The 23,236-nt window shown below is 67.4% G+C and carries 20 protein-coding genes; 12 read left to right on the top strand and 8 right to left on the bottom strand.

Translation table 11 applies throughout. From position 1 onward, the window contains the following. Positions 1–659: 659 nt before the first annotated feature. The 3 genes from O0K41_RS02195 to dtd all read right to left on the bottom strand — a co-directional run bounded on the left by O0K41_RS02195 (position 660) and on the right by dtd (position 3,619). Positions 660–1,100: a hypothetical protein gene (locus O0K41_RS02195; protein WP_164221803.1), complete on the bottom strand. Its 441-nt coding sequence runs from the start codon at positions 1,098–1,100 to the stop codon at positions 660–662. 135 nt (positions 1,101–1,235) lie between these two features. Then, entirely contained in the window at positions 1,236–3,089 is a 1,854-nt protein-coding gene (rpoD, locus tag O0K41_RS02190; protein WP_005411179.1) for an RNA polymerase sigma factor RpoD, read from the bottom strand. Between the two features lie 89 nt (positions 3,090–3,178). Next, positions 3,179–3,619 (bottom strand): D-aminoacyl-tRNA deacylase, encoded by a 441-nt coding sequence (dtd, locus tag O0K41_RS02185; RefSeq protein WP_005411180.1) that lies wholly within the window; start codon positions 3,617–3,619, stop codon positions 3,179–3,181. A gap of 61 nt (positions 3,620–3,680) precedes the next feature. On the opposite strand from dtd, the gene O0K41_RS02180 reads away from it, so the two are divergent. The 4 genes from O0K41_RS02180 to O0K41_RS02165 all read left to right on the top strand — a co-directional run bounded on the left by O0K41_RS02180 (position 3,681) and on the right by O0K41_RS02165 (position 7,914). Then, the gene (locus O0K41_RS02180; RefSeq protein WP_049450321.1) at positions 3,681–4,601 is read left to right on the top strand and encodes a lauroyl acyltransferase; all 921 of its coding nucleotides are present in this window, start codon (positions 3,681–3,683) and stop codon (positions 4,599–4,601) included. Between the two features lie 65 nt (positions 4,602–4,666). Further along, entirely contained in the window at positions 4,667–5,803 is a 1,137-nt protein-coding gene (ribA, locus tag O0K41_RS02175) for a GTP cyclohydrolase II RibA (protein WP_012481360.1), read from the top strand. Between the two features lie 75 nt (positions 5,804–5,878). Then, on the top strand, positions 5,879–6,379 hold the full coding sequence (locus tag O0K41_RS02170; protein WP_164221807.1) for a PH domain-containing protein: 501 nt from the start codon (positions 5,879–5,881) through the stop codon (positions 6,377–6,379). Continuing rightward, the gene (locus tag O0K41_RS02165; RefSeq protein WP_308304426.1) at positions 6,376–7,914 is read left to right on the top strand and encodes a PH domain-containing protein; all 1,539 of its coding nucleotides are present in this window, start codon (positions 6,376–6,378) and stop codon (positions 7,912–7,914) included. The genes O0K41_RS02170 and O0K41_RS02165 overlap by 4 nt, the downstream gene beginning before the upstream one ends. 50 nt (positions 7,915–7,964) lie before the next feature. Here O0K41_RS02165 and O0K41_RS02160 read toward each other — a convergent pair whose 3' ends face one another. Beyond that, complete coding sequence (locus tag O0K41_RS02160; RefSeq protein WP_123959088.1) at positions 7,965–9,023, bottom strand: CDP-glycerol glycerophosphotransferase family protein; 1,059 nt, start codon at positions 9,021–9,023, stop codon at positions 7,965–7,967. On the opposite strand from O0K41_RS02160, the gene O0K41_RS02155 reads away from it, so the two are divergent. Together O0K41_RS02155 and O0K41_RS02150 are read left to right on the top strand one after the other, a co-directional pair. Then, positions 9,022–9,840 carry a glycosyltransferase family 2 protein gene (locus O0K41_RS02155; protein WP_088435846.1) on the top strand — a complete coding sequence of 273 codons (819 nt, stop codon included), beginning with the start codon at positions 9,022–9,024 and terminating at the stop codon, positions 9,838–9,840. The two genes, O0K41_RS02160 and O0K41_RS02155, sit on opposite strands and share 2 nt — an antisense overlap. Positions 9,841–9,883: 43 nt before the next feature. After that, positions 9,884–11,005, top strand: a complete 1,122-nt coding sequence (locus O0K41_RS02150; protein WP_049450314.1) for a glycosyltransferase family 4 protein — start codon at positions 9,884–9,886, stop codon at positions 11,003–11,005. An 18-nt stretch (positions 11,006–11,023) separates the two neighbouring features. Here O0K41_RS02150 and O0K41_RS02145 read toward each other — a convergent pair whose 3' ends face one another. The 4 genes from O0K41_RS02145 to def all read right to left on the bottom strand — a co-directional run bounded on the left by O0K41_RS02145 (position 11,024) and on the right by def (position 15,662). Beyond that, positions 11,024–12,745 carry a glycosyltransferase family 39 protein gene (locus tag O0K41_RS02145; RefSeq protein ID WP_049450312.1) on the bottom strand — a complete coding sequence of 574 codons (1,722 nt, stop codon included), beginning with the start codon at positions 12,743–12,745 and terminating at the stop codon, positions 11,024–11,026. 25 nt (positions 12,746–12,770) lie between these two features. Continuing rightward, on the bottom strand, positions 12,771–14,102 hold the full coding sequence (rsmB, locus tag O0K41_RS02140) for a 16S rRNA (cytosine(967)-C(5))-methyltransferase RsmB (protein ID WP_005411190.1): 1,332 nt from the start codon (positions 14,100–14,102) through the stop codon (positions 12,771–12,773). Positions 14,103–14,105: 3 nt separating this feature from the next. After that, entirely contained in the window at positions 14,106–15,029 is a 924-nt protein-coding gene (gene fmt, locus O0K41_RS02135) for a methionyl-tRNA formyltransferase (RefSeq protein WP_043034575.1), read from the bottom strand. 120 nt (positions 15,030–15,149) lie between these two features. Beyond that, on the bottom strand, positions 15,150–15,662 hold the full coding sequence (gene def, locus O0K41_RS02130; RefSeq protein WP_005411192.1) for a peptide deformylase: 513 nt from the start codon (positions 15,660–15,662) through the stop codon (positions 15,150–15,152). A 126-nt stretch (positions 15,663–15,788) separates the two neighbouring features. Between def and O0K41_RS02125 the strand changes: the two genes are divergently transcribed. The 6 genes from O0K41_RS02125 to O0K41_RS02100 all read left to right on the top strand — a co-directional run bounded on the left by O0K41_RS02125 (position 15,789) and on the right by O0K41_RS02100 (position 23,187). After that, positions 15,789–16,922, top strand: a complete 1,134-nt coding sequence (locus O0K41_RS02125; protein ID WP_005414604.1) for a LysM peptidoglycan-binding domain-containing protein — start codon at positions 15,789–15,791, stop codon at positions 16,920–16,922. Positions 16,923–17,088: 166 nt separating this feature from the next. After that, a complete protein-coding gene (gene dprA / locus O0K41_RS02120) occupies positions 17,089–18,216 on the top strand; it encodes a DNA-processing protein DprA (RefSeq protein WP_005411194.1) in 1,128 nt (375 codons plus the stop codon). A gap of 43 nt (positions 18,217–18,259) precedes the next feature. After that, the gene (locus O0K41_RS02115) at positions 18,260–18,733 is read left to right on the top strand and encodes a DUF494 family protein (RefSeq protein WP_005411195.1); all 474 of its coding nucleotides are present in this window, start codon (positions 18,260–18,262) and stop codon (positions 18,731–18,733) included. A 39-nt stretch (positions 18,734–18,772) separates the two neighbouring features. Next, on the top strand, positions 18,773–19,525 hold the full coding sequence (locus O0K41_RS02110) for a pilin (protein WP_099604889.1): 753 nt from the start codon (positions 18,773–18,775) through the stop codon (positions 19,523–19,525). Between the two features lie 49 nt (positions 19,526–19,574). After that, the gene (locus tag O0K41_RS02105; protein WP_005411197.1) at positions 19,575–20,507 is read left to right on the top strand and encodes an RDD family protein; all 933 of its coding nucleotides are present in this window, start codon (positions 19,575–19,577) and stop codon (positions 20,505–20,507) included. 193 nt (positions 20,508–20,700) lie between these two features. Beyond that, positions 20,701–23,187, top strand: coding sequence for a DNA topoisomerase I (locus tag O0K41_RS02100; protein ID WP_005414607.1), 2,487 nt, complete (start codon positions 20,701–20,703; stop codon positions 23,185–23,187). Positions 23,188–23,236 lie beyond the last annotated feature (49 nt).

Here is a 23,236-nt window from a genome sequence, read left to right as displayed (position 1 = left end):
GGGCGTGCGGGCATCCGGCAGCAGCGCACTGCGGGCATCGCTCAATCGGTAAATCACCGGAAAGAGGGTGATTTAAAGGTGGGGCCCACGCACTTTTGCACACACTCCCCAAAAGTGGGGAGTGCAGGGAAATCAATCGCTTGCCCGCAAAGCTCAAAATTGAGCTTTGCAGATCCGGTGTAATTCCGGTGTAACCGTGTCGGAAAATCCGGCATATCCAGTGCAATCGGCTGAAACAGCGATGCGCCGGAAGCACTTGAAAAAGGCTGATTTCTGAGGGGAATGGAGATACCTGGCGACACCGAGAAACGGGGTGGGGATGGATTATGAGTCCCCTGCTCTAACCGTTGAGCTATAGGCCCTGCGCAGCCTTACAGTGTAGTGAGGCCGGCAATGGGTTTCCACTGCGCGCACCCTACCCCCTCACGCCACTACTGCCCCAAGCGCTGCATCAATCGTTCCAACGGCGCACGGTTGTGGTACTCACCGTGCAGGCGGCGCTCGCGCTCGCCACACTGTCCGTTGTCGGCCACCACCAGGTCGGTGCCGCGCAGCAGTACACGTGTCGTGCAACGGCCCTGGCGCAGGTACAGCGCATCTTCGCCCTCCTCCGGTGCAGCGCGCCCCAGAACCTGCGGTGCCGTTCCCTCACCGCCCTCCTACGTGCTCAGCTCGAATGCGTCCCCCTTGGCTGCGATGTCGATGGCATTTCCGTCACTGCGTTCCCAATGGGCGACCCAGTCGGTCAGGCTGGTCGCGACGTAGTTGCTCGTTTTCATCACGCGCGACTCCGGCGCCCAGCCCACCACTTCCTTGCTCGGCGAACGTGCTTTTACGCAGTAGTAGCTGTTCCGGCGGTCACCGATCACCAGGCCGGTGCCCGGCTCCATCTCCTCGCCACTGCGGCACCCATCCCGTTCCTCCTCCAGGCAGCCCTCTGCCTCGCCCAGCAGCAGCACCTGCCCGGTATCGACCACGCGACCCACGGCATAGTCGAACTGGCTGCTGAAGAAACTCTCTGCATTGCACGCCGGTGGTTTCGGAGTATCCGCCCAGGCAACCAGTGGTGACAGCGAGAGCAGCAGGATCGGCAGTTTCATCGGCATTCCATTGACCAGTGCAAAAACAGGACACGCATCCTATCCCGTCGCGCGCAGCGCGGACGACCGCAGGCAAAAAAAACAGACCCCGCTTGCGCGGGGTCTGTCGGGTGCTTCATATGCAGCGGATACCCGTCAATCGATATCCAGGAAGCTGCGCAACTGCTCCGAGCGGCTCGGGTGACGCAGCTTGCGCAGGGCCTTCGCTTCGATCTGGCGGATGCGCTCGCGGGTCACGTCGAACTGCTTGCCGACCTCTTCCAGCGTGTGGTCGGTGTTCATGTCGATGCCGAAGCGCATGCGCAGCACCTTGGCTTCCCTCGGGGTGAGGCCGGCCAGCACGTCGCGCACGGTTTCAGACAGATTGATGTTGGTGGTGTTCTCGATCGGGGACTCCACGTTGGTGTCCTCGATGAAGTCGCCCAGATGGGAATCCTCGTCGTCGCCGATCGGGGTTTCCATCGAGATCGGCTCCTTGGCGATCTTCATCACCTTGCGGATCTTGTCTTCCGGCATGTCCATTTCCTTGGCCAGCTCCTCCGGCGTGGCCTCGCGGCCGTACTGCTGAAGCATCTGGCGGGAAATGCGGTTCAACTTGTTGATCGTCTCGATCATGTGCACCGGAATACGGATGGTGCGTGCCTGGTCGGCAATCGAGCGGGTGATCGCCTGGCGGATCCACCAGGTGGCGTAGGTCGAGAACTTGTAACCGCGGCGGTACTCGAACTTGTCCACGGCCTTCATCAGGCCGATGTTGCCTTCCTGGATCAGGTCGAGGAACTGCAGGCCACGGTTGGTGTACTTCTTGGCGATCGAGATCACCAGGCGCAGGTTGGCCTCGACCATTTCCTTCTTGGCCTTGCGCGCCTTGGCTTCACCGTAGGCCATGGCACGGCTGATTTCCTTCAGCTCTTCCAGGTCCAGCTGGGTCAGCGTCTCGATGTCGATCGTCGCCTGCTGTTCGGCAATGATCTGGTCCTTCACTTCGCGCAGCGCCGAGGACCACTTCTGCTTGCGCTTCAGTGCGTCTTCCACCCACTCCAGGTTGGTCTGGTTGCCTTCCCAGGAACGGATGAAGTCCTTGCGCGGCATGCGGGCGGTAACGGTCGCCAGGTTCAGCACGCGACGCTCATGGGCCTTGATCGACGCCATGGTGTCGCGCAGCTGCTTGGTCAGCACATCGGTCAGCGGCAGCGGCAGCTTCAGGGTGACGAACACCGCCGACATTTCTTCGCGCAGGCGCGGCAGGTTCTTCTTGTCGCCCTTGGTCGCGGCCTTCTTGAAGGCGTTGAAGGCATCGCTCAGCGCCTGCATGCGCGCGGCGACTTCCTCCGGATCCGGACCGGTCGGTGCGGCTTCTTCATCGCCACCGTCGACATCGTCGTCCTCGTCCTCGTCGCCTTCGGCGTCCGCATCGGCGCTGTCATCGGCAGCGACCGCCGGCGGCGCCGGCTCTTCGTCGACCAGGTCGTTGAAGCCGACGATCACTTCGGCCAGGCGCTTCTTGCCTTCCTTGTGGGCTTCGTAGTCGTTCAGCAGCGACTCGACCGAAACCGGGAACTGGCCCAGGGCCGCCTGGACCTGCGAAAGGCCTTCCTCGATGCGCTTGGCGATGGCGATTTCGCCTTCGCGGGTCAGCAGCTCGACGGTGCCCATTTCGCGCATGTACATGCGCACCGGGTCGGTGGTACGGCCACCTTCGGTGTCGAGCGCGCTCAGCGCGGCGGCAGCTTCTTCAGCCGCGGTGTCATCGACTTCGCGGTTGCCGGTGTTGCCATCGTTGAGAAGCAGGGTTTCCACATCCGGCGCAACTTCATGGACATCGATGCCCATGCCGTTGATCATGCCGATGATGTCTTCGATCTGTTCCGGGTCGACCATGTCGTCCGGCAGATGGTCATTGACTTCGGCGTAGGTCAGGTAGCCCTGTTCCAGGCCCTTGCTGATCAGTTGCTTGATTTCGGATTGGGCAGGACGTTCGTTGGCCATGTAGTGCTCGCGCCACCGGCAGGGAGAAATAGGGAACGTAGCATTATACCAGCCCGGGGCCCTGCCTGCCGGGCGGTGGTCCCGCAGGCTCAGGGCCGGAGAAGGAAGGTCACGGGACCGTCATTGACCAGGCTGACGACCATATGGGCACCAAATCGGCCCGTTTCCACCCCTGGCGCGTGATTTTCACGACAGATCTCGACAAATCGATTGAACCCGCGTTCAGCCTCTTCCGGCGGCGCGGCCGTGGTGAAGCTCGGCCGCATGCCCGAACGGGTGTCGGCGGCCAGGGTGAACTGGCTGACCAGCAGCAGGCCGCCGCCGGTATCGCGCAGCGAGCGGTTCATCTTCCCGGCCTCGTCGGCGAATACCCGGTAGCCCAGCAGGCGCTCGGCCATCCGCCGCAACTGGGCCTCGGTATCGCCCGGCTCCATGCCGACCAGGGCCAACAGGCCAGGGCCGATCTGCCCCACGGCCTCATCGTCGACATGGACGGCGGCCTGGCTGACACGCTGGATCAGGACGAGCATCGTGGGCTTCCAATGAACAGGGCCGGCCACGATAGCAGCGCCCTTGGCTAAACTGGCGCCGATGAATCCGCAACGCAAAGCCCGGCTGGTCTACCGCGCCACCACCCTGTTCGCCCGCCTGCCCTGGCCGCTGCTGCGGGCGTTCGCGCGCGCCCTGGCGTGGGCGTGGATCGCCCTCAATGCCCGTGAGAGCCGCGTCACCCGGCGCAACCTGGAACTGGCCTACCCGGAACTGGATGGCGCCGCGCGCGACCGCCTGCACCGTGATCTGCTGCGCTCCACCGCGCTGCAGGCCATCGAAACCCTGCGGCTGTGGAGCCAGGCGCCGGCCGACAACCTGCGCCTGCACCTGAAGCAGCGCCATGGCGAGGCCCTGTACGACGCCGCCCTGGCCAGCGGCAAGGGCGTGATCGTGGCCGCGCCGCACTTCGGCAACTGGGAGCTGCTGAACCAGTGGCTGGCCTCGCGCGGGCAGATCGCCATCGTCTACAAGCCGCCGGAGGACGAGGCCAGCGATGCCTTCCTGCAGCTGGTGCGCGGCGGCCAGAACGTACAGCAGGTGCGCGCCGAAGGCCCGGCCGTGCGCCAGCTGTTCAAGGTGCTCAAGGACGGCGGCGCCACCGGCATCCTGCCCGACCAGCAGCCCAAGGCCGGCGATGGCGTGTTCGTGCCGTTCTTCGGCGTGCAGGCGCTGACCATGACCCTGGTCAACCGGCTGGCCGAACGCACGGGTGCCACCGTGCTCCATGGCTGGTGCGAACGCATCGGGCCGGACATGGAGTTCGCCCTGCACATCGAGCCGACCGACCCGGCCGTGGCCGATCCGGACCCGCTGGTGGCGGCCACCGCCCTCAACGCCGGCATCGAACGCATCGCCCGCCGCGACCCGGCGCAGTACCAGTGGACCTACAAGCGCTATACGCTGCGGCCACCGGGCAGTAGCGAGGAAGACCCGTACGCAACTGAGGAACACCCCCACTGACGGCCGCCTGCGACCACTGGCCGCACCACGTTGAATACGACGCCGGCGCCCCCATAGAGACTGCGATGTCCGCCTCCCCCGGTCCTGCCATGCCTGCTGCTTCTTCCCTGTTCGGCGATCCGGCCGCGATCCGCTGCGAACGCGCGGTGGCCGAACTGCGCGCCGGTCGTCCGGTGCTGCTCCACGATGGCCAGGGCCAGCGCCTGGCGGTGATCGCGCTGGACAGCGCCACGACCAGCAGCTTCGCCGCCTTCGCCGCTGCCGCCCGCGAGCGCCATTACCTGTTCCTGACCGCCACCCGCGCCCGCGTGCTCGGCGTGGAGGCACCACAGGGCGCGCGCCTGCCGCTGAGCGGCGTGGCCTTCGAGGCCCTGCCCTCGCTGGGCTACCTGCGCGAACCCGGGCCGATGCCCGAAAGCTGGAGCGCCGGCGACGCCTTCGATGCCGGCGCGGTGGAGCTTGCCCGCCTGGGTCTGCTGCTGCCAGCGATGGTCGCGGTGCGCCTGGACCTCGATGACCACACTTTCGACGGTGCGGCCGAGGTGGCACTGTGCGACCTGGCCGAAGGCGCAGCACATGCGGCCCACGACTACGAACTGGTGGCGCGTTCGCCGGTTCCGCTGCGCGACGTCGGCATGACCACCTTTGCAGTCTTCCGCGGCGGCGTGGCGCAGCGCGACCAGGTCGCGATCATCGTCGGCGAGCCGGACCTGTCGGCAGTGGTGCCGGTACGCGTGCATTCTTCGTGCCTGACCGGCGATCTGTTCGGTTCACTCAAGTGCGACTGCGGCGACCAGCTGCGGCGTGGCCTGCGCAAGCTGAAGGACCTGGGCGGTGGCGTGCTGCTGTACCTGGACCAGGAAGGCCGCGGCACCGGCATCGCCGCCAAGATGCGCGCCTATGGCTACCAGCACGACGGCCTGGATACCATCGACGCCGATGCGCAGCTGGGCTTCGGTGCCGACGAGCGGCGCTACGGCAGCGCGGTGGCGATGCTGCGTGGCCTGGGCATTTCGCGCGTGGCGCTGCTCAGCAACAACCCGACCAAGGCACAGCGCCTGCGCAATGCCGGCATCGAAGTGCTGGACTGCATTCCGGTCACCGGCGAGATCACTGCCGAGAACGAGAACTACCTGCGCACCAAGGCCGACCGTGCCGGCCACCTGCTGGATGTCGATGCGCTGATCCAGGCTGCCCAGTAACGCAGCCGACCTGCTACCGTCTGCGCGGTGCGGCCACGGCCGCTACCGCCCGCCCTGCTGCCTGACGGAGCCCGCGTGACCGACGCCACGATTCCTGCATCACCCGCCACCGACTGGCAGTCACTGCCGCAACGCGCAGCCCGCCTGGCCGCACTGGAAGGTGCCTTTGGCGGCCTGTTCGTCCCGGGCCTGCCACTGGCGGCGGCGGCGTGGTTCTTCGATCTGCCCGGTGGCCTGTGGACCGCTGCAGCCGGGCTGCTGATGGGTGTGGCTTTTGGTGCGTGGCTGGGCCGTCGACGCCTGGTCCGCACCCGTTGGCGGCTGGACGCACAGGGCCTGGGCCTGCGCCGCGACCTCATGTGGCAGCTGGAGACGCGCATTCCCCTGTCGCGAGTGCAGCATCTCGATCTGCGCCGGGGCCCGCTGGAGCGCCGTGCCGGCCTGGCCACGCTGATCGTGCACACCGCAGGCACCCGCATGAGCGCGGTGACCGTGAGCGGCCTGGACCAGGCGGACGCCGAGCGCCTGCGCGACACCCTGTCCCACCAGCTCGACCAGGACGCCGACGCCCTGTGAGCCTGCCGCCGCCCCTGCCTGCACCGCCGCCCGCCGGTACCGAGGACCACCGCCTGCACCCGTGGTCGTGGCTGTTCGTGCTGCTGATGCAGCTGCGCCACTACTTCCTGCCACTGGTCGCGCTGCTGGTGTTCGGCCAGCGCGGCGACCGCGATCCGATGTGGGCGCAGCTGATTCCGCTGACGGCAATTGCCGCCCTGGTCCTGGTGTCGGTGATGCAGTACCTCAGCTACCGCTACCGCATCGGCAGCGATGCGATCACCGTGCGCAGTGGCCTGTTGGCGCGCAACCGCCGCGAGATCCCGTTCGCCCGCATCCACAACGTGGAAGTGCGGCAGAACCCGCTGCACCGCCTGTTCGGCGTGGCCGAACTGCGCCTGGAATCGGCCGGCGGTGTGCGCCCTGAAGCGGAGATGCGGGTACTGAAGCTGGACCAGGCACTGGCGCTGGAACGGCTGGTCCGCCAGCGCGGGCAGGCGCGGCAGGCCAACGACGCCGTCGATGCGCCGCCCATTGCCGACGTCGACAGCGAACGCGTACTGCTGCGACTGTCCAGCTGGGACGTGGTGCGCATGGGACTGCTCTCCAACCGCGGCTGGGCACTGGCAGTGGCCGCGTTCGGCGTCCTGTTCCAGACCGTGCCACGGCCGGTGATGGACGATGCCATCCAGCGCGGCGGCCGCGAGGCCTTCGGCTATGCCAGCCACCTGCATCCCGGCGTGACCGGCGCGTTGCTGCTGGCGGCGGCGGCCCTGCTGCTGGGCTGGCTGGCGCTGCGCGTGCTGTCGGTGGTGCTGACCCTGTTGCGTTACCACGGCTTCACCCTCGTCGAGCAGGACCGCCGCCTGACGGTGTCGGCCGGGATGCTCAGCCGCACCCGCAGCAGCGTGGCACGTCGCCGCATCCAGGCCTGGACGCTGCGCGAAGGCACCCTGCCGCGCTGGTTCGGGCTGCGCCAGCTGCGCATCGACAGTGCCGCCGGTGGCCCTTCGCGTGATGAGGACCGCGCCCTGCGCGAACTGGCGCCGCTGGCAACCCGCGAGCATTGCACGCAACTGGTGCAGCACCTGCTCCCCCAGCTGCACTGGCCACCGGCGCAATGGCAGTCCATCCCGCAGCGTGGCTGGTGGCGGCTGTGCCTGGGCGCGCTGCTGCTGGTGCCGCTGCTGGCCGCCGCCGCGTACTGGCGCTGGGGCCGATGGGGCCTGGTCGTGCTGGCCTGGCTGCCGGTCGCGTTGCTGGTCGCACACCGGCAGATGGCACGCATGGGCTGGTATCTGGACGAGCACTATGTGGCCGTGCGCGGCGGCTGGTGGAAACGCTGGTGGCGCTGGGCCGAGCTGGACAAGGTGCAGGGCCTGCGCCTGCAGCGTTCACCACTGGACAAGGTGCTGGGCACCAGCAGCCTGCAACTGGATACCGCCGGTGCGCATGGCGACGTGGCACTCACCCTGCACCATCTGCCGCAGGCACAGGCACAGCAGGCGATGGATCAACTGGCGGCCGCGCTGGCGCGGCGCAAACTGCGCTGGTGATGCGGGGTCGGATCCCGGCCGGCACTACCGCGAGCAGGGTCAGCGAGGCATCATCGCTGCGAGGGGCCCCAATAGCCCAGGTCCCTTCGGATCTGCAGATCGCGCATCCAGCTGCCGAACGGCTTGCGCCGCAGCGCACCCATTTCACCGGACAGGAAATCCTCGGTGGCCGCGATCACCCGCTCGCTGGACAGGCCGTCGCGGTACGGATGGATGGCATCGGCGTAACGCACGATTTCCGCCTGCAGCGCGGCGTCCGGATGCAGCGCGCGCTGCAGCATCACCGGCAGCTGTGCCGGGTCGTCGAAATCAATCATGTGCGGCTTCGGCACGCGGTTGCGGAAGGTCACCACCGGCTTGTGCTGGACGATGAACTCCGAAACGATCGACGAGGTGTCCGACACCAGCACATCGGCGGCGCGCTGCGCGGCCATCACCTGCTCCGGCTCGATGAAGTGGGCATTGGCACCGGCCAGCGCGCGGTAGCGCTCGAACAGTTCCGGCGGACATTTGGGATGCAGGGTCAGCAGCCAGTAGCGCCCACCGGCAGCGATATCGGCGGCGATCTGCGCATGCAGGTGCGGTGCCGCACTCAGCCGCTCGGTGAAGGTGGAACCAAACAGGATCACCGGGCGATCGCCGGCCGGCGCGCGCAGTGCGGCGCTCTCGCCACCGTCATCGCGGAACAGCGGGTCCAGCTTCGGCCAGCCGGTCTCGGCCACCGCGAAGTGGCCCTGCTGGGCCGCGATCTCGCGGAACGGTGTGGTGGTGGCCGGCCCCTGCGTGCAGTACAGGTCGAACATGCCGCGCACCCGGAAGTGGCCGCGCGCGCTGTCGCGCTTTTCCACGTTGAAGCCATGGAACAGCTGCACCTTGGCCCCCGAAAGGAAGGTCGGCACCCAGTTGGCCGCGCTGAACACCGCCCGCGGGCGCATTGCCAGGGCCTGCTTCAGGCCGACGTTGGCCACCCCCGGCAGGCTGCTGCCGGCCGCGCCGCCTTCGAACCAGGCCACAACATCCTGCCCGGACGCGTGCAACGCCTGCGCCAACGGGGCGAGAATAGGCAGCGCATAGCGCTCCGTCGCAAACAACAGGTACCCGGCCATCATGTCCTCCACGACCGCTCCCATCGAACGGCCTCGCATCTCGGCGTGCATTATCGCGTTCAACGAGGCCGGGCGCATCGGCGACTGCCTGGCCTCGCTGGCCTTCTGCGATGAGATCGTGGTGGTGGACTCGCAGTCCACCGATGCGACCGTGGCCATCGCCGAGGCTGCCGGTGCCCGCGTGCTGCAGCATCGGTTCGAGGGCTTCCGCAGCCAGAAGGCGTTCTGCGTCGAGCAGGCCAGCCACGACTGGGTACTGTGCCTGGATGCCGACGAGCGCATCAGCCCCGAGCTGCGTGCGGCCATCGAACAGGCCCGTGACGGCGGCTTCGCCGGCCACGCCGGCTACCGCTTCGCCCGCCTGTCTGAGTACTTTGGCAGGTTCCTGCGCCACGGCAATGCCTACCCGGACCGGGTGATGCGCCTGTTCGACCGCCGTCAGGGCGGCTGGCGCGGCAAGCGCGAGATCCACGAGGCGGCCAGCGTCGATGGCAGCGTCGGCACCCTGCGCGGCGATCTCATCCACTATCCCTATCGATCGTTGCAGCAGCAGCTGGCCAAGACCGAGAAGTATGCGCGGATGATGGCCGAGCACGAGTTCGCGCGTGGCAAGCGCGCCACGCTGGGCAAGCTGGTGCTGGCGCCGGCCTGGCGGTTCTGGCGTGGCTTCCTGTTCCGCGGCGGCTTCCGCGACGGCTGGCACGGCCTGGTCTATGCCTATGTGCGTGCCAACTACGTACGGCAGAAGACCATCATGCTGTGGATGCTGGGCAACGGCCAGGCGGTGGCCGATCCTCCAGCCCCTGTGGAACGGCCCTGAGCCGGCTGTGTCACACTTGCCGCGCGTTGCCTGAAGATCCCCCATGAAAATCCTGTACACCAACTTCCACTATGGCGACGGTGGCGGCCACACCACGTACATCGTGTCCCTGGCGCGCGCCCTGCATGGACAGCACACGCTCCATGTCGCAGCCCCCGCCGACAGCCGCCTGCTGCGCACGGTGGCCGAGGAAGGAATCGCCACCCCGCTGCCGATGGCCTTTGGCAGCGGCCTGCCGACCTTGCCACGACAACTGGCCGAACAGCATGCGCTGCGCCGGCTGGTGCGGGACGAGGGCATCGACCTGGTCCACGTCAACGGCGCTCGTGATCACCGCTTCGTGATGCAGGGACTGCTCGGCATGCGCCGCCCGCCGATCATCCTGACCAAGCACAACAGCAAGCCCACCCGTACGCTTGGCAATGCCTTCAGGGCCCGCTGGGCCACCGACCGCGTGATTGCGGTTTCGGCACACACCGGGCGTCTGCTGGAGCAGGGCCCGTACCGGCGCTGCCCGATCGATGTGGTCCGCAACGGCGTCGACCTGGACCGCTTCGCGCCGCTGCCGGCCGACGCCGGCCAGGCAATGCGGCAGCAATGGACGCAGGATCCGGATGCGCTGCTGCTGGTCAGCAACGCCGGCACCGATGACTACAAGGGCTGGATCGACCTTGCGCAGGCCATTGCCCTGCTCCCCGACGCGATCCGGCCGCACGTACACATGGCGGTCGCGGGTCACCTGCCCAACGCGCAGCAACGCGCGCAGGTGCAGGCCCTCGGTGATGTCGCCACGCAGGTCCACTTCACCGGACTGCTGGCCGATACGCGCCCACTGATCGCCGCCGGCGACGTCGGCTTCGTGCTGTCCAACGACATCGAAACAATTTCCTTCGCCTGCCGCGAAATGATGGCCAGCGCCAGGCCGATGCTGGTCAGCGACTACGCGGGGCTGCCGGAAAACATCGAGCAGGGAGTCGACGGCTGGGTCGTGCCCACCCGCAACGTGGCCGCCATCGCCGCACAGGTGCAGGCGATGTATGAACAACGCCAGGCGCTGCCGGCGATGGGCATGGCCGCCCGCCGCCATGCAGAGCGTGAGTTCGGCCTGCAGACCTTCGCCGGGGCGACCTCGGCCACCTATCACGCCGCCTTGGCCAGCACCTGAGCCACATTGCCCGAACGCTTAATCGGTAAGGCCGGGCCCCTGCAGGCGGCGCTCGTGCTCGAGTTCCGCCGCCGACGGCCGACAGGTGCCGGCGACCGCATCGGCAGGCACAAGCCACCAGCGGCGACGATTGGAAATGCCTGCCATTTCGGCCTGCGCACGGTCAATGCAGGCCTGCATCGCATCTTCGTTCACCAGCAGCCAGCGGTGCTGCGGAACCAGCCGCTGCCAGCGCACGGCCGCCTGCAGCTGTTGATGCCAACGCGCTTCGAATCCAAAGGTGGCCGCCGCGCGATCGGCCATCAGCAGGTTCTGCTCTTTCCATGCCACCAATCCCAGCTCGGCCTGCGGACCGATGCGTGCGCTGACCTCACGCATCAGGCCACGGGCCGAGCTGGAATCGTTCAACACCGGATAACCGACCAGGCTATACAGCACCCATACCCCGGCCAGGGTAGAGACCAAGGCAACGTGCCGACGTCGGCGCCCGCACGCCCACAGGCTCAACGCCGACCAGATCGCCATCGCCAGCGCCGCCCACGCCAATGCATCGGTCGCGCCGGGCGGCAATCCGCGTCCATGGGCAAGGTTCACCTCGAAGCGCGGATCACCCAGCAACGCGAGCGCCCCGACCAGGCTCAAGCCCAGTGCCAGCAACGCGGCAAACCCTCCCAGCACGCGCTGCACATCGCGCCGCTTCAGCAGCCCGGGCAGCAGCGGCGCCAGCGCCAGGCAGAACATCGGCAGCGCCGGCAGGATGTAGACATCACGCTTGCCCTGGGGAATCGAGAAGAACAGCACGACCAGCAACCACCACGCCAGCGGCAGCAGGTAGCGTGGATCGCGGCGGCACAGGCGCCGCCGCCACGCCGGGATCGCCCATGGCAGCGCCAGGAATGCGGGTATCCACATCGTTGGCATGACACCGAAGAAGTACCACCACGGCTGGTGATGGTCCCAGGACTGCGTGTAGCGGCGGGCCGTCTGCCGCACCAGGATGTCGTTGATGTAGCCGCGGTACTCGTCCGATCCGGTGCCCAGCGCGGCCAGCAGCATCGGCGCCAGCCACAGCGATATCGCCAGCAGGAAGGCCAGCGGTGCCAGCCAGAAGCGGCCATCGCGTGCGTGCAGGGAAACACGGGGCCACTGCAGGGCTGCAGCGATGGCCGCCGGCACGATCATCAGCAGCGCCAGCATGCCCACGCCCTTGGTGATCACCCCGATACCGGCAAAGAACCAGCCCAGCCACCACCAGCGCCAGGCCGGGCCCAGCAGCAGGTGGCGCAGCAGGCCATAGTTGGCCAGAGTGATGAACAGCACCAGCAGCGGATCGATCTGCGCCTTCTTCGCCTGGAAGGTGAACTGCAGCGCGAACAGCAGTGCCCACCCCGCGCAGAGTCCGACCTGCCGCGTCCACAGCCGGCGCCCCAGATCGACCACGCACCACAGCGTGCCCAATGCGGCCAGCAGCGAGGGCAGCAGGAAGGCCACGCGCCAGTGGCCAACCAAGCCATACAGCGAGGCCTGCCACCACATCAGCATCGGCGGCTTGTCCGAATACAGCTCGGTACCGCGATGCGGGAACAACCAGTAACCGCTGTCGACCATCTGCCTGGCCACCAGCGCGAAGCGTGGTTCGTCAGAGGGCCACGGATCGCGGAGACCGAGCCCGGCCCCCAGCACCAGCAGGGCCACCACCACGAACAACCACGTCTGGCGCGACGCGTGGGTCTTCAGCATGGGACTCGAAACGGCAGCGGGGGGGTCAGGCTGCTTTTATCAGACGCGCGTAGAAGAAACCGTCAGCATCGTTGTCACCAGGCAGTCGCTGGCGTGCCACGCCTTCGCAATCCACGCCGAACGCATCGCCCAGCGGCTGCGCCACCGCGTCCGGATGCCACTTCAGGAACGCACGCACCTGATCGATGTTCTCGGCGCGCAGGATCGAGCAGGTGGCGTACAGCAGCACGCCGCCGGGGCGCAGCATCGACCAGCAGGCTTCCAGCAGGCGCGCCTGCACGCCCACCAGTGCATCGACGTCCTCGGCGCGACGGTGGAACATCACATCCGGCTGGCGGCGGATCACGCCCGTGGCCGAACATGGCGCATCCAGCAGGATCGCGTCGAACGGCACGCCGTCCCACCACGAACCGGGATCGCTGGCATCGGCGACCAGGGTCTGCGCATGCTCGCCCACACCGGTGCGGGTGTAAGTGTCACGTGCCCGGGCCAGACGGCGCGCGTCGATATCCAGCGCCAGCAGGCGCAGGCTCGGGTCACGCTCCAGCAGATGCGCCGATTTGCCGCCGGGTGCCGCGCAGGCATCCAGCACGCGGGCACCGGTCGCGGGTGCCAACGCATCGGCCGCGCATTGCGCCGACAGGTCCTGCACCGACAGTGCACCATCGCCGAAGCCCGGCAGCTGGTTCACGGCAACGGAGGTCGCCAGGCGCAACGCATCGGCGCACAGTGCAGTGGCTTCAGCGGCAATGCCGGCCTCGGCCAGCGTCGCCAGGGCCTTGTCGCGACCGCCGTGCTGGCGGTTGGCACGCAGCCACAAGGGCGCGGGTTGCAGGCTGGCGCTGAAGATCGCTTCGGCCTGCGCCGGCCAGTCGCGCTCGATCGCATCAGCCAACCATTCCGGGAAGGCGTCGCGCGCAGGCTGTTCGGGGAACCCCTCGCGCTGGGCGCGGCGCAGGATCGCGTTGACCAGGCCTGCCTGGCGCTCACGGCCCAGCGCGCGCGCCGCATCGACCGTAGCCGAAAGCGCTGCGTGCGCAGGCAGTTCGAGCACGTCCAGCTGGGCGAAACCGACCATCAGCAGCGTGCGCAGGTCGGCATCGCGCGCCGACAGCGGCTTCTGCATCCAGGCCTGCAAGGCCGCATCATAGGTGCTGCGACGGCGCAGCACAGCGAAACACAGGGCTTCCAGCAGCGCGCGGTCGCGGCTGTCGGCCAGCTTCGGCAGCGCCCAGGCCAGTTCGGCCTTCAGCGAACGGCCACGGGTGAACACCTGTGCCAGCACGCGTGCGGCCAGCATGCGCGTGGCCGCGCCCGGTGCCGCCTTGGCGACGGAGAAATCGTTCTGCTTGGACACCGCTTATGCCCCCACGCGCAGGTCGCGGCGAGCGTTGAGGTAATCGGCAGCGGTGATCGCCTTGCCGCCTTCACGCTGCAGCACGCGCAGGCGCAGCGCGCCCTGGCCACAGGCAATGTCGATGCCGTCGCGGCCGGCGGCCAGCACGGTGCCCGGTGCCTGGCCGTGGCCTGCCTCCAGTGCCACCGCGCCATGGATGCGCACGCGTTCGCCAGCCAGCGTTGCCTCGGCGATCGGCCACGGATTGAACGCGCGCACGGTACGCGCCAGCGCGTCGGCGTCCTGCGCCCAGTCCAGCCTGGCTTCGGCCTTGTCCAGCTTGTGCGCGTACGTCACGCCCTGTTCCGGCTGCGGTCGCGCGATCGGCTTGATGCCCGCGCGCAGCAGGCCCAGGCCATCGGACAACACCTGGGCACCAAGCTCGGCCAGCTTGTCGTGCAGCTGGCCGCCGGTATCGGTGGCGGCGATCGGCAGCTCCTGGTGCAGCAGCACCGGGCCGGTATCCAGGCCAGCCTCCATCTGCATCAGGCACACCCCGGTCTTCGCGTCACCAGCCTGGATCGCACGCTGGATCGGCGCAGCGCCGCGCCAGCGCGGCAGCAGCGATGCATGCACGTTCCAGCAACCATGGGTCGGGATGGCCAGTACTGCCTTGGGCAGGATCAGGCCATAGGCCACCACCACCATCAGGTCCGGCTGCAGGTCGCGCAACTGCTGTTGGGCGGCCGCGTCCTTCAGCGACTCCGGCTGGTAGACCGGAATGCCACGGGCCACGGCTTCGAGCTTGACCGGCGAAGGCGCCAGGCCACGGCCTCGGCCGGCCGGGCGATCAGGCTGGGTATAGACGGCCACGACCTCATGGTGGCGCGCAGCCGCGCGCAGCGACGACACCGCGAATTCCGGCGTACCGGCAAAGACAATCCTCATGGCTACCCCACTTGCAGGATGGATTCGTGCAGGAAAGAAAACGGCGCCGTCGGCCGGCGCCGTAGAGCCCGCGCGAGCCGCGCAGGCACGGGCCACCCGAAGGGTGGCCCGGATTGGCGATCACGCCACGTGCTTGCGCTGCTTGGCCAGCTTCTTGCGCACCATCTCGCGCTTGAGCGGCGACAGATAGTCGATGAACAGCTTGCCGTCCAGGTGATCCATCTCGTGCTGGATGCAGGTGGCCAGCACGTCACCAGCCTCCATCTGCTGTTCCTGGCCGTTGCGGTCCAGGTACTTCACGGTGATGGTGTCGGCACGGGTCACGTCGGCGAAGATGCCCGGAACCGACAGGCAGCCCTCCTGGTACACCCGGCCCCCGTCCTTGGCGACGATTTCCGGATTGATGAACACATGCGGTTCATTCTTTTCTTCGCTGACGTCGATGACCATGAAGCGCTTGTGCACGTCCACCTGGGTGGCGGCCAGGCCGATGCCCGGGGCGTCGTACATGGTCAGGAACATGTTGTCGATCAGTTCCTGGAAGGCCGGCGTGGTGACTTCGGCAGCTTCGATCAACGCGGCCTTGGTACGCAGGCGCGGATCGGGGAACTCGAGAATGGGGAGAAGGGCCATGGCTGTTTCCGGATAGGGGGCCGGCACGCCGGCATACGTCGCAGATTCTAGCTCCAACGCTTGCCTTGCGCCCCGGTTTCTGGACTATAGTGCGCGGACCTGTTGGGGAATCAGGGCTTCACACTTATGTTGCTTCGTTTTCGTACGGTCGTCGCCGCGGCGATGCTGACCGTGGCTGCCTATGCTACCGCCGTGGAAGTGAATGGCGGGCACCCGGACACCTATGTGGTCCGAAAAGGGGATACGTTGTGGGATATCGCCGCACGTTTCCTGCAGAAGCCGTGGCTGTGGCCGGAGATCTGGCAGGCCAATCCGCAGATCGCCAATCCGCACCTGATCTATCCCGGTGACGTCCTGAGCCTGGCCTACCTGGACCGGGTGACCGTGGCGGCCCGGCCCGGCCCACGCCAGGAGGCCCCGATCGACGCCATTCCGCTGGCCCAGGTCGAGCCGTTCCTGAAGCAGCTGAGCGTGGTCGACAGCATCGAGCAGCTGCCCTACGTGGCCGGCCTGGAAGAGGAACGCCTGCGTGCCACCAGCGGCCACGCCGTCTATGTGCGCCTGGCTGACGCCCAGGTAGGCCAGCGCTGGGCGGTTGTCCGCCCGACCGTGCGCTACGCCCAGCCCAAGCCGACCGAGGACCTGACCGCCAACGGCGACGTCACCCCGGGCAGCGGCAACCTGTGGCGCGCCTACAGCGCACCCAACCACCGCCGCGGCGTGCTCGGCTATGAGCTGGCCCAGGTCGCCACCGGCACCATCACCCATGTCGCCGGAGGCAAGGTCGAGGCGTCCACCCTGGTGCTGGACAAGAACGAAGGCGGCCGTGAGGTGCGTGCCGGCGACCGCCTGGTGCCGATCGAGGCCAGGCCGTACGACCTGCAGTTCGTGCCCCATGTCCCCGCCGCAGGCGTCGAGGGCGTCGACGTACGCGTGCTGGCCGTCACCGACATGTTCACTGCCGGCGGCCCCCGCGACGTGATCGCGATCTCGGCTGGTCGCACGCAGGGCGTGGACAATGGAACCGTGTTCTCGCTGTGGCGCCCGGGCCGCCATGTGGCGCACCGCATGAAGTACCCGAACTCGTCGCGCACGGACGATTCGCTCAGCACCGGCGCCGGCCGGGTCTCGCTGCCGGACGAGTACGCGGCGCATGCCATGGTGTTCCGCACCTTCGACAATGTCAGCTACGCGCTGGTGATGCAGGGCGTGAAGCCGGTGCGCGTGGGGTACAACGCCCTGCACCCGGACGCGCGGTAGAGTCGACTGTTGGTCGACTGCTCTTCACCGCCCCCCGAAAGCGCCCGCGCTGCGCGCGGTAGTCGAGTGACAGTCGACTCTACAGGGGCGGTCTCCGGCAAAGTCTGACAGCCACATGCGAAGGCGCCCTAGGGCGCCTTTGTTGCATGCGCTCGATAGTGGGGGAATGACCAAGCAAGCTGATGAGGCGCTGCTGCGCCTGGTGATGGCAGGCGGCGCGCTGGCGCCACGGCGGACCCTGCTGCAGGCCGCGGGCAGCGCGGAGACCGCAATCGCGCAGGGCGCCGCGACCTGGCGCGCGCACGGTTGCACGCCAGAGCAGTGCGCTGCACTGGAACGCCCCGACGCCCGCGCCTGGACCGTGGCGCGGCACTGGCTGGAAGACGACGACCACCATCTGCTGTCCTTTGCCGATGCGGCCTTTCCGCCGCCCCTGCTGGACGTCCCGAACCCGCCACTGGCGCTGTTCGTGGCGGGCGATCCGAGCCTGGCCTGGCGCCCCTCGGTGGCGCTGGTCGGCAGCCGCTCGCCAACCCCGGGAGGACGCGCGCTGGCCGCGCGCTTTGCCGGCTGCTTCGTCGAGGCCGGACTGGCCGTAACCAGTGGCCTGGCGGCCGGCATCGACGCGGCCGCCCATCTGGCCACATTGGAGGCAGGCGGCTGCACCGTGGCGGTGATCGGGACCGGCCCTGATCGGGCCTATCCGGACAGCCACCAACGGTTGCAGGGGCGGATCGCCGCCGAGGGCGCGGTGCTCAGCGAGTACCTGCCCGGCACACCGGCACGCCCGGGCCACTTCCCCGCGCGCAACCGCCTGGTGGCCGGGCTGGCGCTGGCGACGGTGGTGGTCGAGGCTGCGCAACGCTCCGGCGCCCTGATCACCGCACGGCTGGCTGCCGAGGCGGGCCGTGAAGTCTGTGCCCTGCCCGGCTCGGTACTCAACCCACGCGCAGCGGGCTGCCACCGGCTGATCCGTGAAGGGGCCGCACTGGTCGAGCGCCCCGAGGAAGTGCTGGAACTGCTGGCCCCTGCCCTTCGCCAGCAGCTGCCGGGCTTGCAATCACGGCTGGGCACCCCCACTGAACAGGCACCGCCGGCGCTCCTGCCGGCGCGTTGGGCCGACGACCCTGACTACCAGTGCTTGTGGCGGGCCCTGGACCACGACCCAAGCAGTATGGATTCACTGATCACACGCTGTGGATTGACGGCGCCCCAGGTGTCCTCCATGCTGCTGGCCATGGAACTGGCGGGAATCGTGGTGTGCGTACACGGCCGCTACTGTCGAACTCCCTAGTTTCTTCACCTCCACAGCGTCGCGCGACGCAGGCCGAGGGGCAATGAAAGAGAGCATCCTGGACGTACTGCTGTACCTGTTTGAACACTATTTCAGCGAAGACGCGGACCTGATCCGTGACCGCGATTCGCTCCAGAACGGCCTGATCCAGGCCGGTTTCAGCCCAACCGAGATCAACAAGGCGTTCGACTGGCTCGACGCCCTGGCCGCGCAGCGGCCGAGCGTGGCCCAGGCACGGGTCGACGGCCCCGTGCGCGTCTACCACGGCCCCGAGCTGGACAAGCTGGACGTGGAATGCCGCGGCTTCCTGCTGTACCTGGAACAGCACGGCATCCTCGACGCCGACCAGCGCGAACTGGTGCTGGACCGGGCGATGGCTCTGGACCAGGACGAACTGGACCTGGACGACCTGAAATGGGTCGTACTGATGGTGCTGTTCAACCAGCCTGGCTCCGAAGCGGCCTATGCCTGGATGGAGACGCAGATGTTCATGGACGAGCCAGAACCCCTGCACTGACCGTACACTTGGGGGCATAGCGCATTCAGGAGCGTCCCCGTGAGCGAGTGGTTCCATGCAGAAGGCAACCGGCAGCAAGGTCCGCTGCCGGCGGAACAGTTGGTCGAGCTGTTCCGAAACAACCAGATCACCCTGGACACCCTGGTCTGGCGCGACGGACTGCCGCAATGGCAGCCGTTGCGCACCGTCGTGGACGAACTCGGCCTGATCGTGCCGGCGCTGGACGCCGCCGTACCGCCGGTCGAACCCGAACCGGAACGCGTCGCACCGCCTCCGCCGCAGCCGCCGGTACTGCCGCCGTCCACGCCCTACGCCGCCAGTGCATCGGCCACCGTCCTGCCGGCACCGAAAAAGAAGCTGTCCGGCTGTGCGCTGACCGCCATCATCGGTGGTGCCCTGTTGCTGGTACTGGTCCCGATCGTGGCCATTCTGGCCGCCATCGCGCTGCCGGCCTACAACGACTACACCGTGCGCAGCAAAGTCGCCGGCGCCGTGGCCGCGCTGCAGCCGCTGAAGGACCAGGTGCAGCATTTCGCCGATGACGAAGGCCGCTGCCCGGGTGCCAATGACGCCGGCTTCCCGGCCCCGGGCGACTTCGCCAACGCGGGCCTGTCGGCGGTGAACATCGGCCGCTTCAACAACGGTCACTGCGGCATCGAAGCAACGCTGGCGGTACCAGGCAAGGGCATCGACGGCGACCTGCTGTGGCTGGAATATGATCGCGACAGCGGCCGCTGGGAATGCAGTGGCGAAAGCAACGACAAGTACCTGCCGCCGACGTGCCGCGGCTGAGCCACGCGCATGCCAGCACCTCCAAGGATGATTCAACAGGGAACATGCAATGACTGAGTGGTACTACGCCGAAGGACAGCAACGCCAGGGCCCGCTGCCGGTCCAGGAGATCCGCCAGCGCTTCCAGCGCGGCCAGTTGAACCTGGACACCCTGGTCTGGCGCGAGGGCATGGCCCAGTGGGCTGCACTGCGCCAGGTGGTCGACGAGCTCGGCCTGCAGACGCTGGCCGATGCCAGCACTGCCACCAGCAGCGGCGGGTTCGACCTGCGCAGCGACTATGCCGCCATCGATAGCGGCACCGCACCGTTGCCCGGCACCGGCGCGCTCAGCAGCTCGCCATACAGCGCTCCAGCCGCCGTCGGCAGCGGTGGCCACGCACAACCTGTGGTGGGCGGTGAAGTGGTCTACGCAGGCTTCTGGAAGCGCGTGGCGGCCTACATGATCGACTACTTCGTGCTGGTCATCCCCGGCAGCATCATCGGGGCCATCCTCGGTGCGATCCTGGGCGCCAGCATGGGCGCGGTGGGCAGTGGCGAATCGGCCATCGAGATCGTGGCCCAGCTGGCCAGTGCCCTGATCAACCTCTGCATCGGCATGGCGTACTACACCTGGTTCCATGCCTCGAAGGGCGGCGCCACGCTGGGCAAGATGGCGGTCGGCATCAAGGTCGTCCGCGGCAACGGCGAGCGCCTGACCAAGGCCCGCGCGTTCGGTCGTTACTGGGCCATGCTGCTGAGCAGCTTCACCCTCGGCATCGGCTTCCTGATGGCGGCCTTCACCGAACGCAAGCAGGGCCTGCACGACATGATCTGCGACACTCTGGTGGTCGACCGCTGGGCCTACACCGACCAGCCCCACCTGCAGCGCCGCGAGCTGGGCACCGTCACCGTGCTGGTACTGGTGTTGACCGCGGTACTGTCGCTGGTGGGCCTGGCGCTGCTGGTGTTCGCGGTCGGCTTCATCGCCAAGATGGCCTCCTGAACGGCCATCCTCACGGCTGGCTGCTTGACACGGGCTGGCCGGGCGTGATTCCTCTAATAAGGTGAAACCTGAACGCCCGGCACATTACCGGGCGTTCAGTTTATGGATTTGCGCCTGGCCGCTTCACTAATGCGGCCATTTGCTCCACCCTAGCGGCCCCTTCCCCACGGTTCGCCCCACAGACCCTGCTGCCATGCCCAAGCACCTGCTCATCGTCGAATCGCCGGCCAAGGCCAAGACGATCAACAAATACCTCGGCAAGGACTACACCGTCCTGGCCTCGTATGGGCATGTGCGTGACCTGATTCCGAAGGAAGGCGCGGTCGACCCGGACAACGGGTTCGCCATGCACTATGACGTGATCGACAAGAACGAGAAGCACGTCGATGCGATCGCCAAGGCCGCCAAGGGCGCCGACGACATCCTGCTGGCGACCGACCCGGATCGCGAGGGTGAAGCGATCAGCTGGCATATCGCCGAGATCCTGAAGGAACGCGGGCTGGTCAAGGACAAGCCGATGCAGCGCGTGGTGTTCACCGAGATCACCCCGCGCGCCATCAAGGAAGCCATCAGCCAGCCGCGCGCGATCGCCAGCGACCTGGTCGATGCCCAGCAGGCGCGCCGCGCGCTGGATTACCTGGTCGGTTTCAACCTGTCGCCGGTGCTGTGGCGCAAGGTCCAGCGCGGCCTGTCCGCCGGCCGCGTGCAGAGCCCGGCGCTGCGCATGATCGTCGAGCGCGAGGAAGAGATCGAAGCCTTCATCGCCCGCGAGTACTGGTCGATCGCCGCCGAGTGCGCGCACCCGTCGCAGCACTTCAACGCCAAGCTGATCAAGCTGGACGGGCAGAAGTTCGAGCAGTTCACCATCACCGATGGCGACACCGCTGAAGCGGCGCGGATGCGCATCCAGCAGGCCGCGCAGGGCTCGCTGCACGTCACCGACGTGGCCAGCAAGGAGCGCAAGCGCCGCCCGGCGCCGCCGTTCACCACCTCCACCCTGCAGCAGGAAGCCTCGCGCAAGCTCGGCTTCACCACCCGCAAGACCATGCAGGTGGCGCAGAAGCTGTATGAAGGCGTGGCGATTGGTGACGAAGGCACCGTCGGCCTGATCTCGTACATGCGTACCGACTCGGTGAACCTGTCGCAGGATGCGCTGGCCGAGATCCGCGACGTGATCGCCCGTGATTACGGCATCGCCTCGCTGCCCGACCAGCCCAACACCTACCAGACCAAGTCGAAGAACGCCCAGGAAGCGCACGAAGCGGTACGCCCGACCTCGGCCCTGCGCACCCCGGCCCAGGTCGCACGCTTCCTCACCGACGACGAGCGCCGCCTGTACGAGCTGATCTGGAAGCGTGCAGTGGCCTGCCAGATGATTCCGGCCACGCTCAACACGGTCAGCGTCGACCTGTCGGCCGGCAGCGAACACGTGTTCCGCGCCAGCGGCACCACCGTGGTCGTGCCCGGCTTCCTGGCCGTGTACGAGGAAGGCAAGGACAACAAGAGTGCCGAGGACGAGGACGAAGGCCGCAAGCTGCCGGCGATGAAGCCCGGCGACCGCGTACCGCTGGAACGCATCCAGGCCGAACAGCATTTCACCCAGCCGCCACCGCGCTACACCGAAGCGGCGCTGGTGAAGGCGCTGGAAGAGTACGGCATCGGCCGTCCCTCGACCTACGCCTCGATCATCCAGACCCTGTTGTTCCGCAAGTACGTGGAAATGGAAGGGCGCAGCTTCCGCCCGTCCGATGTGGGCCGCGCGGTTTCCAAGTTCCTGTCCAGCCACTTCACCCAGTACGTGGATTACGACTTCACCGCCAAGCTTGAAGACGAGCTCGATGCCGTCTCGCGTGGCGAAGAAGACTGGATCCCGCTGATGTCGCGCTTCTGGGAACCGTTCAAGGAACTGGTCGAAGACAAGAAGGAATCGGTCGACCGCGCAGAGGCCAGTGGCGCGCGCGAGCTCGGCACCGACCCCAAGACCGGCAAGCCGGTCAGCGTGCGGCTGGGCCGTTTCGGGCCCTATGCCGCCATCGGCAGCACCGCCGAAGATGCCGAGGAGAAGCCGAAGTTCGCTTCGCTGCGCCCCGGCCAGTCGATGCACACCATTTCCCTGGAAGACGCGCTGGAGCTGTTCCTGATGCCGCGCGCACTGGGCGAGGACAACGGCGAGCCGGTCAGCGTCGGCATCGGCCGCTTCGGCCCGTTCGCCAAGCGCGGCAGCACCTATGCCTCGCTGAAGAAGGAGGACGACCCGTACACCATCGACCTGGCGCGCGCCGTGTTCCTGATCGAAGAGAAGGAAGAGATCGCGCGCAACCGGATCATCAAGGAGTTCGAGGGCAGCGACATCCAGGTGTTGAACGGCCGCTTCGGCCCGTACATCAGCGACGGCAGGATGAACGGCAAGATCCCCAAGGATCGCGAACCGGCGTCGCTGACCCTAGCTGAAGTGCAGCAGTTGATGGAAGAAACCGGCAAGCCGGTGCGCAAGGGCTTCGGTGCCAAGAAGGCCGCCGCGAAGAAAGCCCCGGCCAAGAAGGCGGCAGTGAAGAAGGAAGCCGCGCCGAAGAAGGCCGCTGCAAAGAAAGCGCCTGCCAAGAAGGCCGCGGCCAAGAAAGCAGTAAAGAAGGCCGCCGCGAAGAAGGCCCCGGCGAAGAAGGCCGCCGCAAAGAAGTAGATCCACGCCATGCGTGGATGAGGGGCAAGGTGTGCGGACCAACGGTCCG

The sequence above is a fragment of the Stenotrophomonas sp. Sm2128 genome (assembly GCF_030985535.1).
GTDB classification, from domain to species: Bacteria; Pseudomonadota; Gammaproteobacteria; order Xanthomonadales; family Xanthomonadaceae; genus Stenotrophomonas; species Stenotrophomonas maltophilia.
This window is presented reverse-complemented; position numbering and strand designations above follow the sequence as displayed.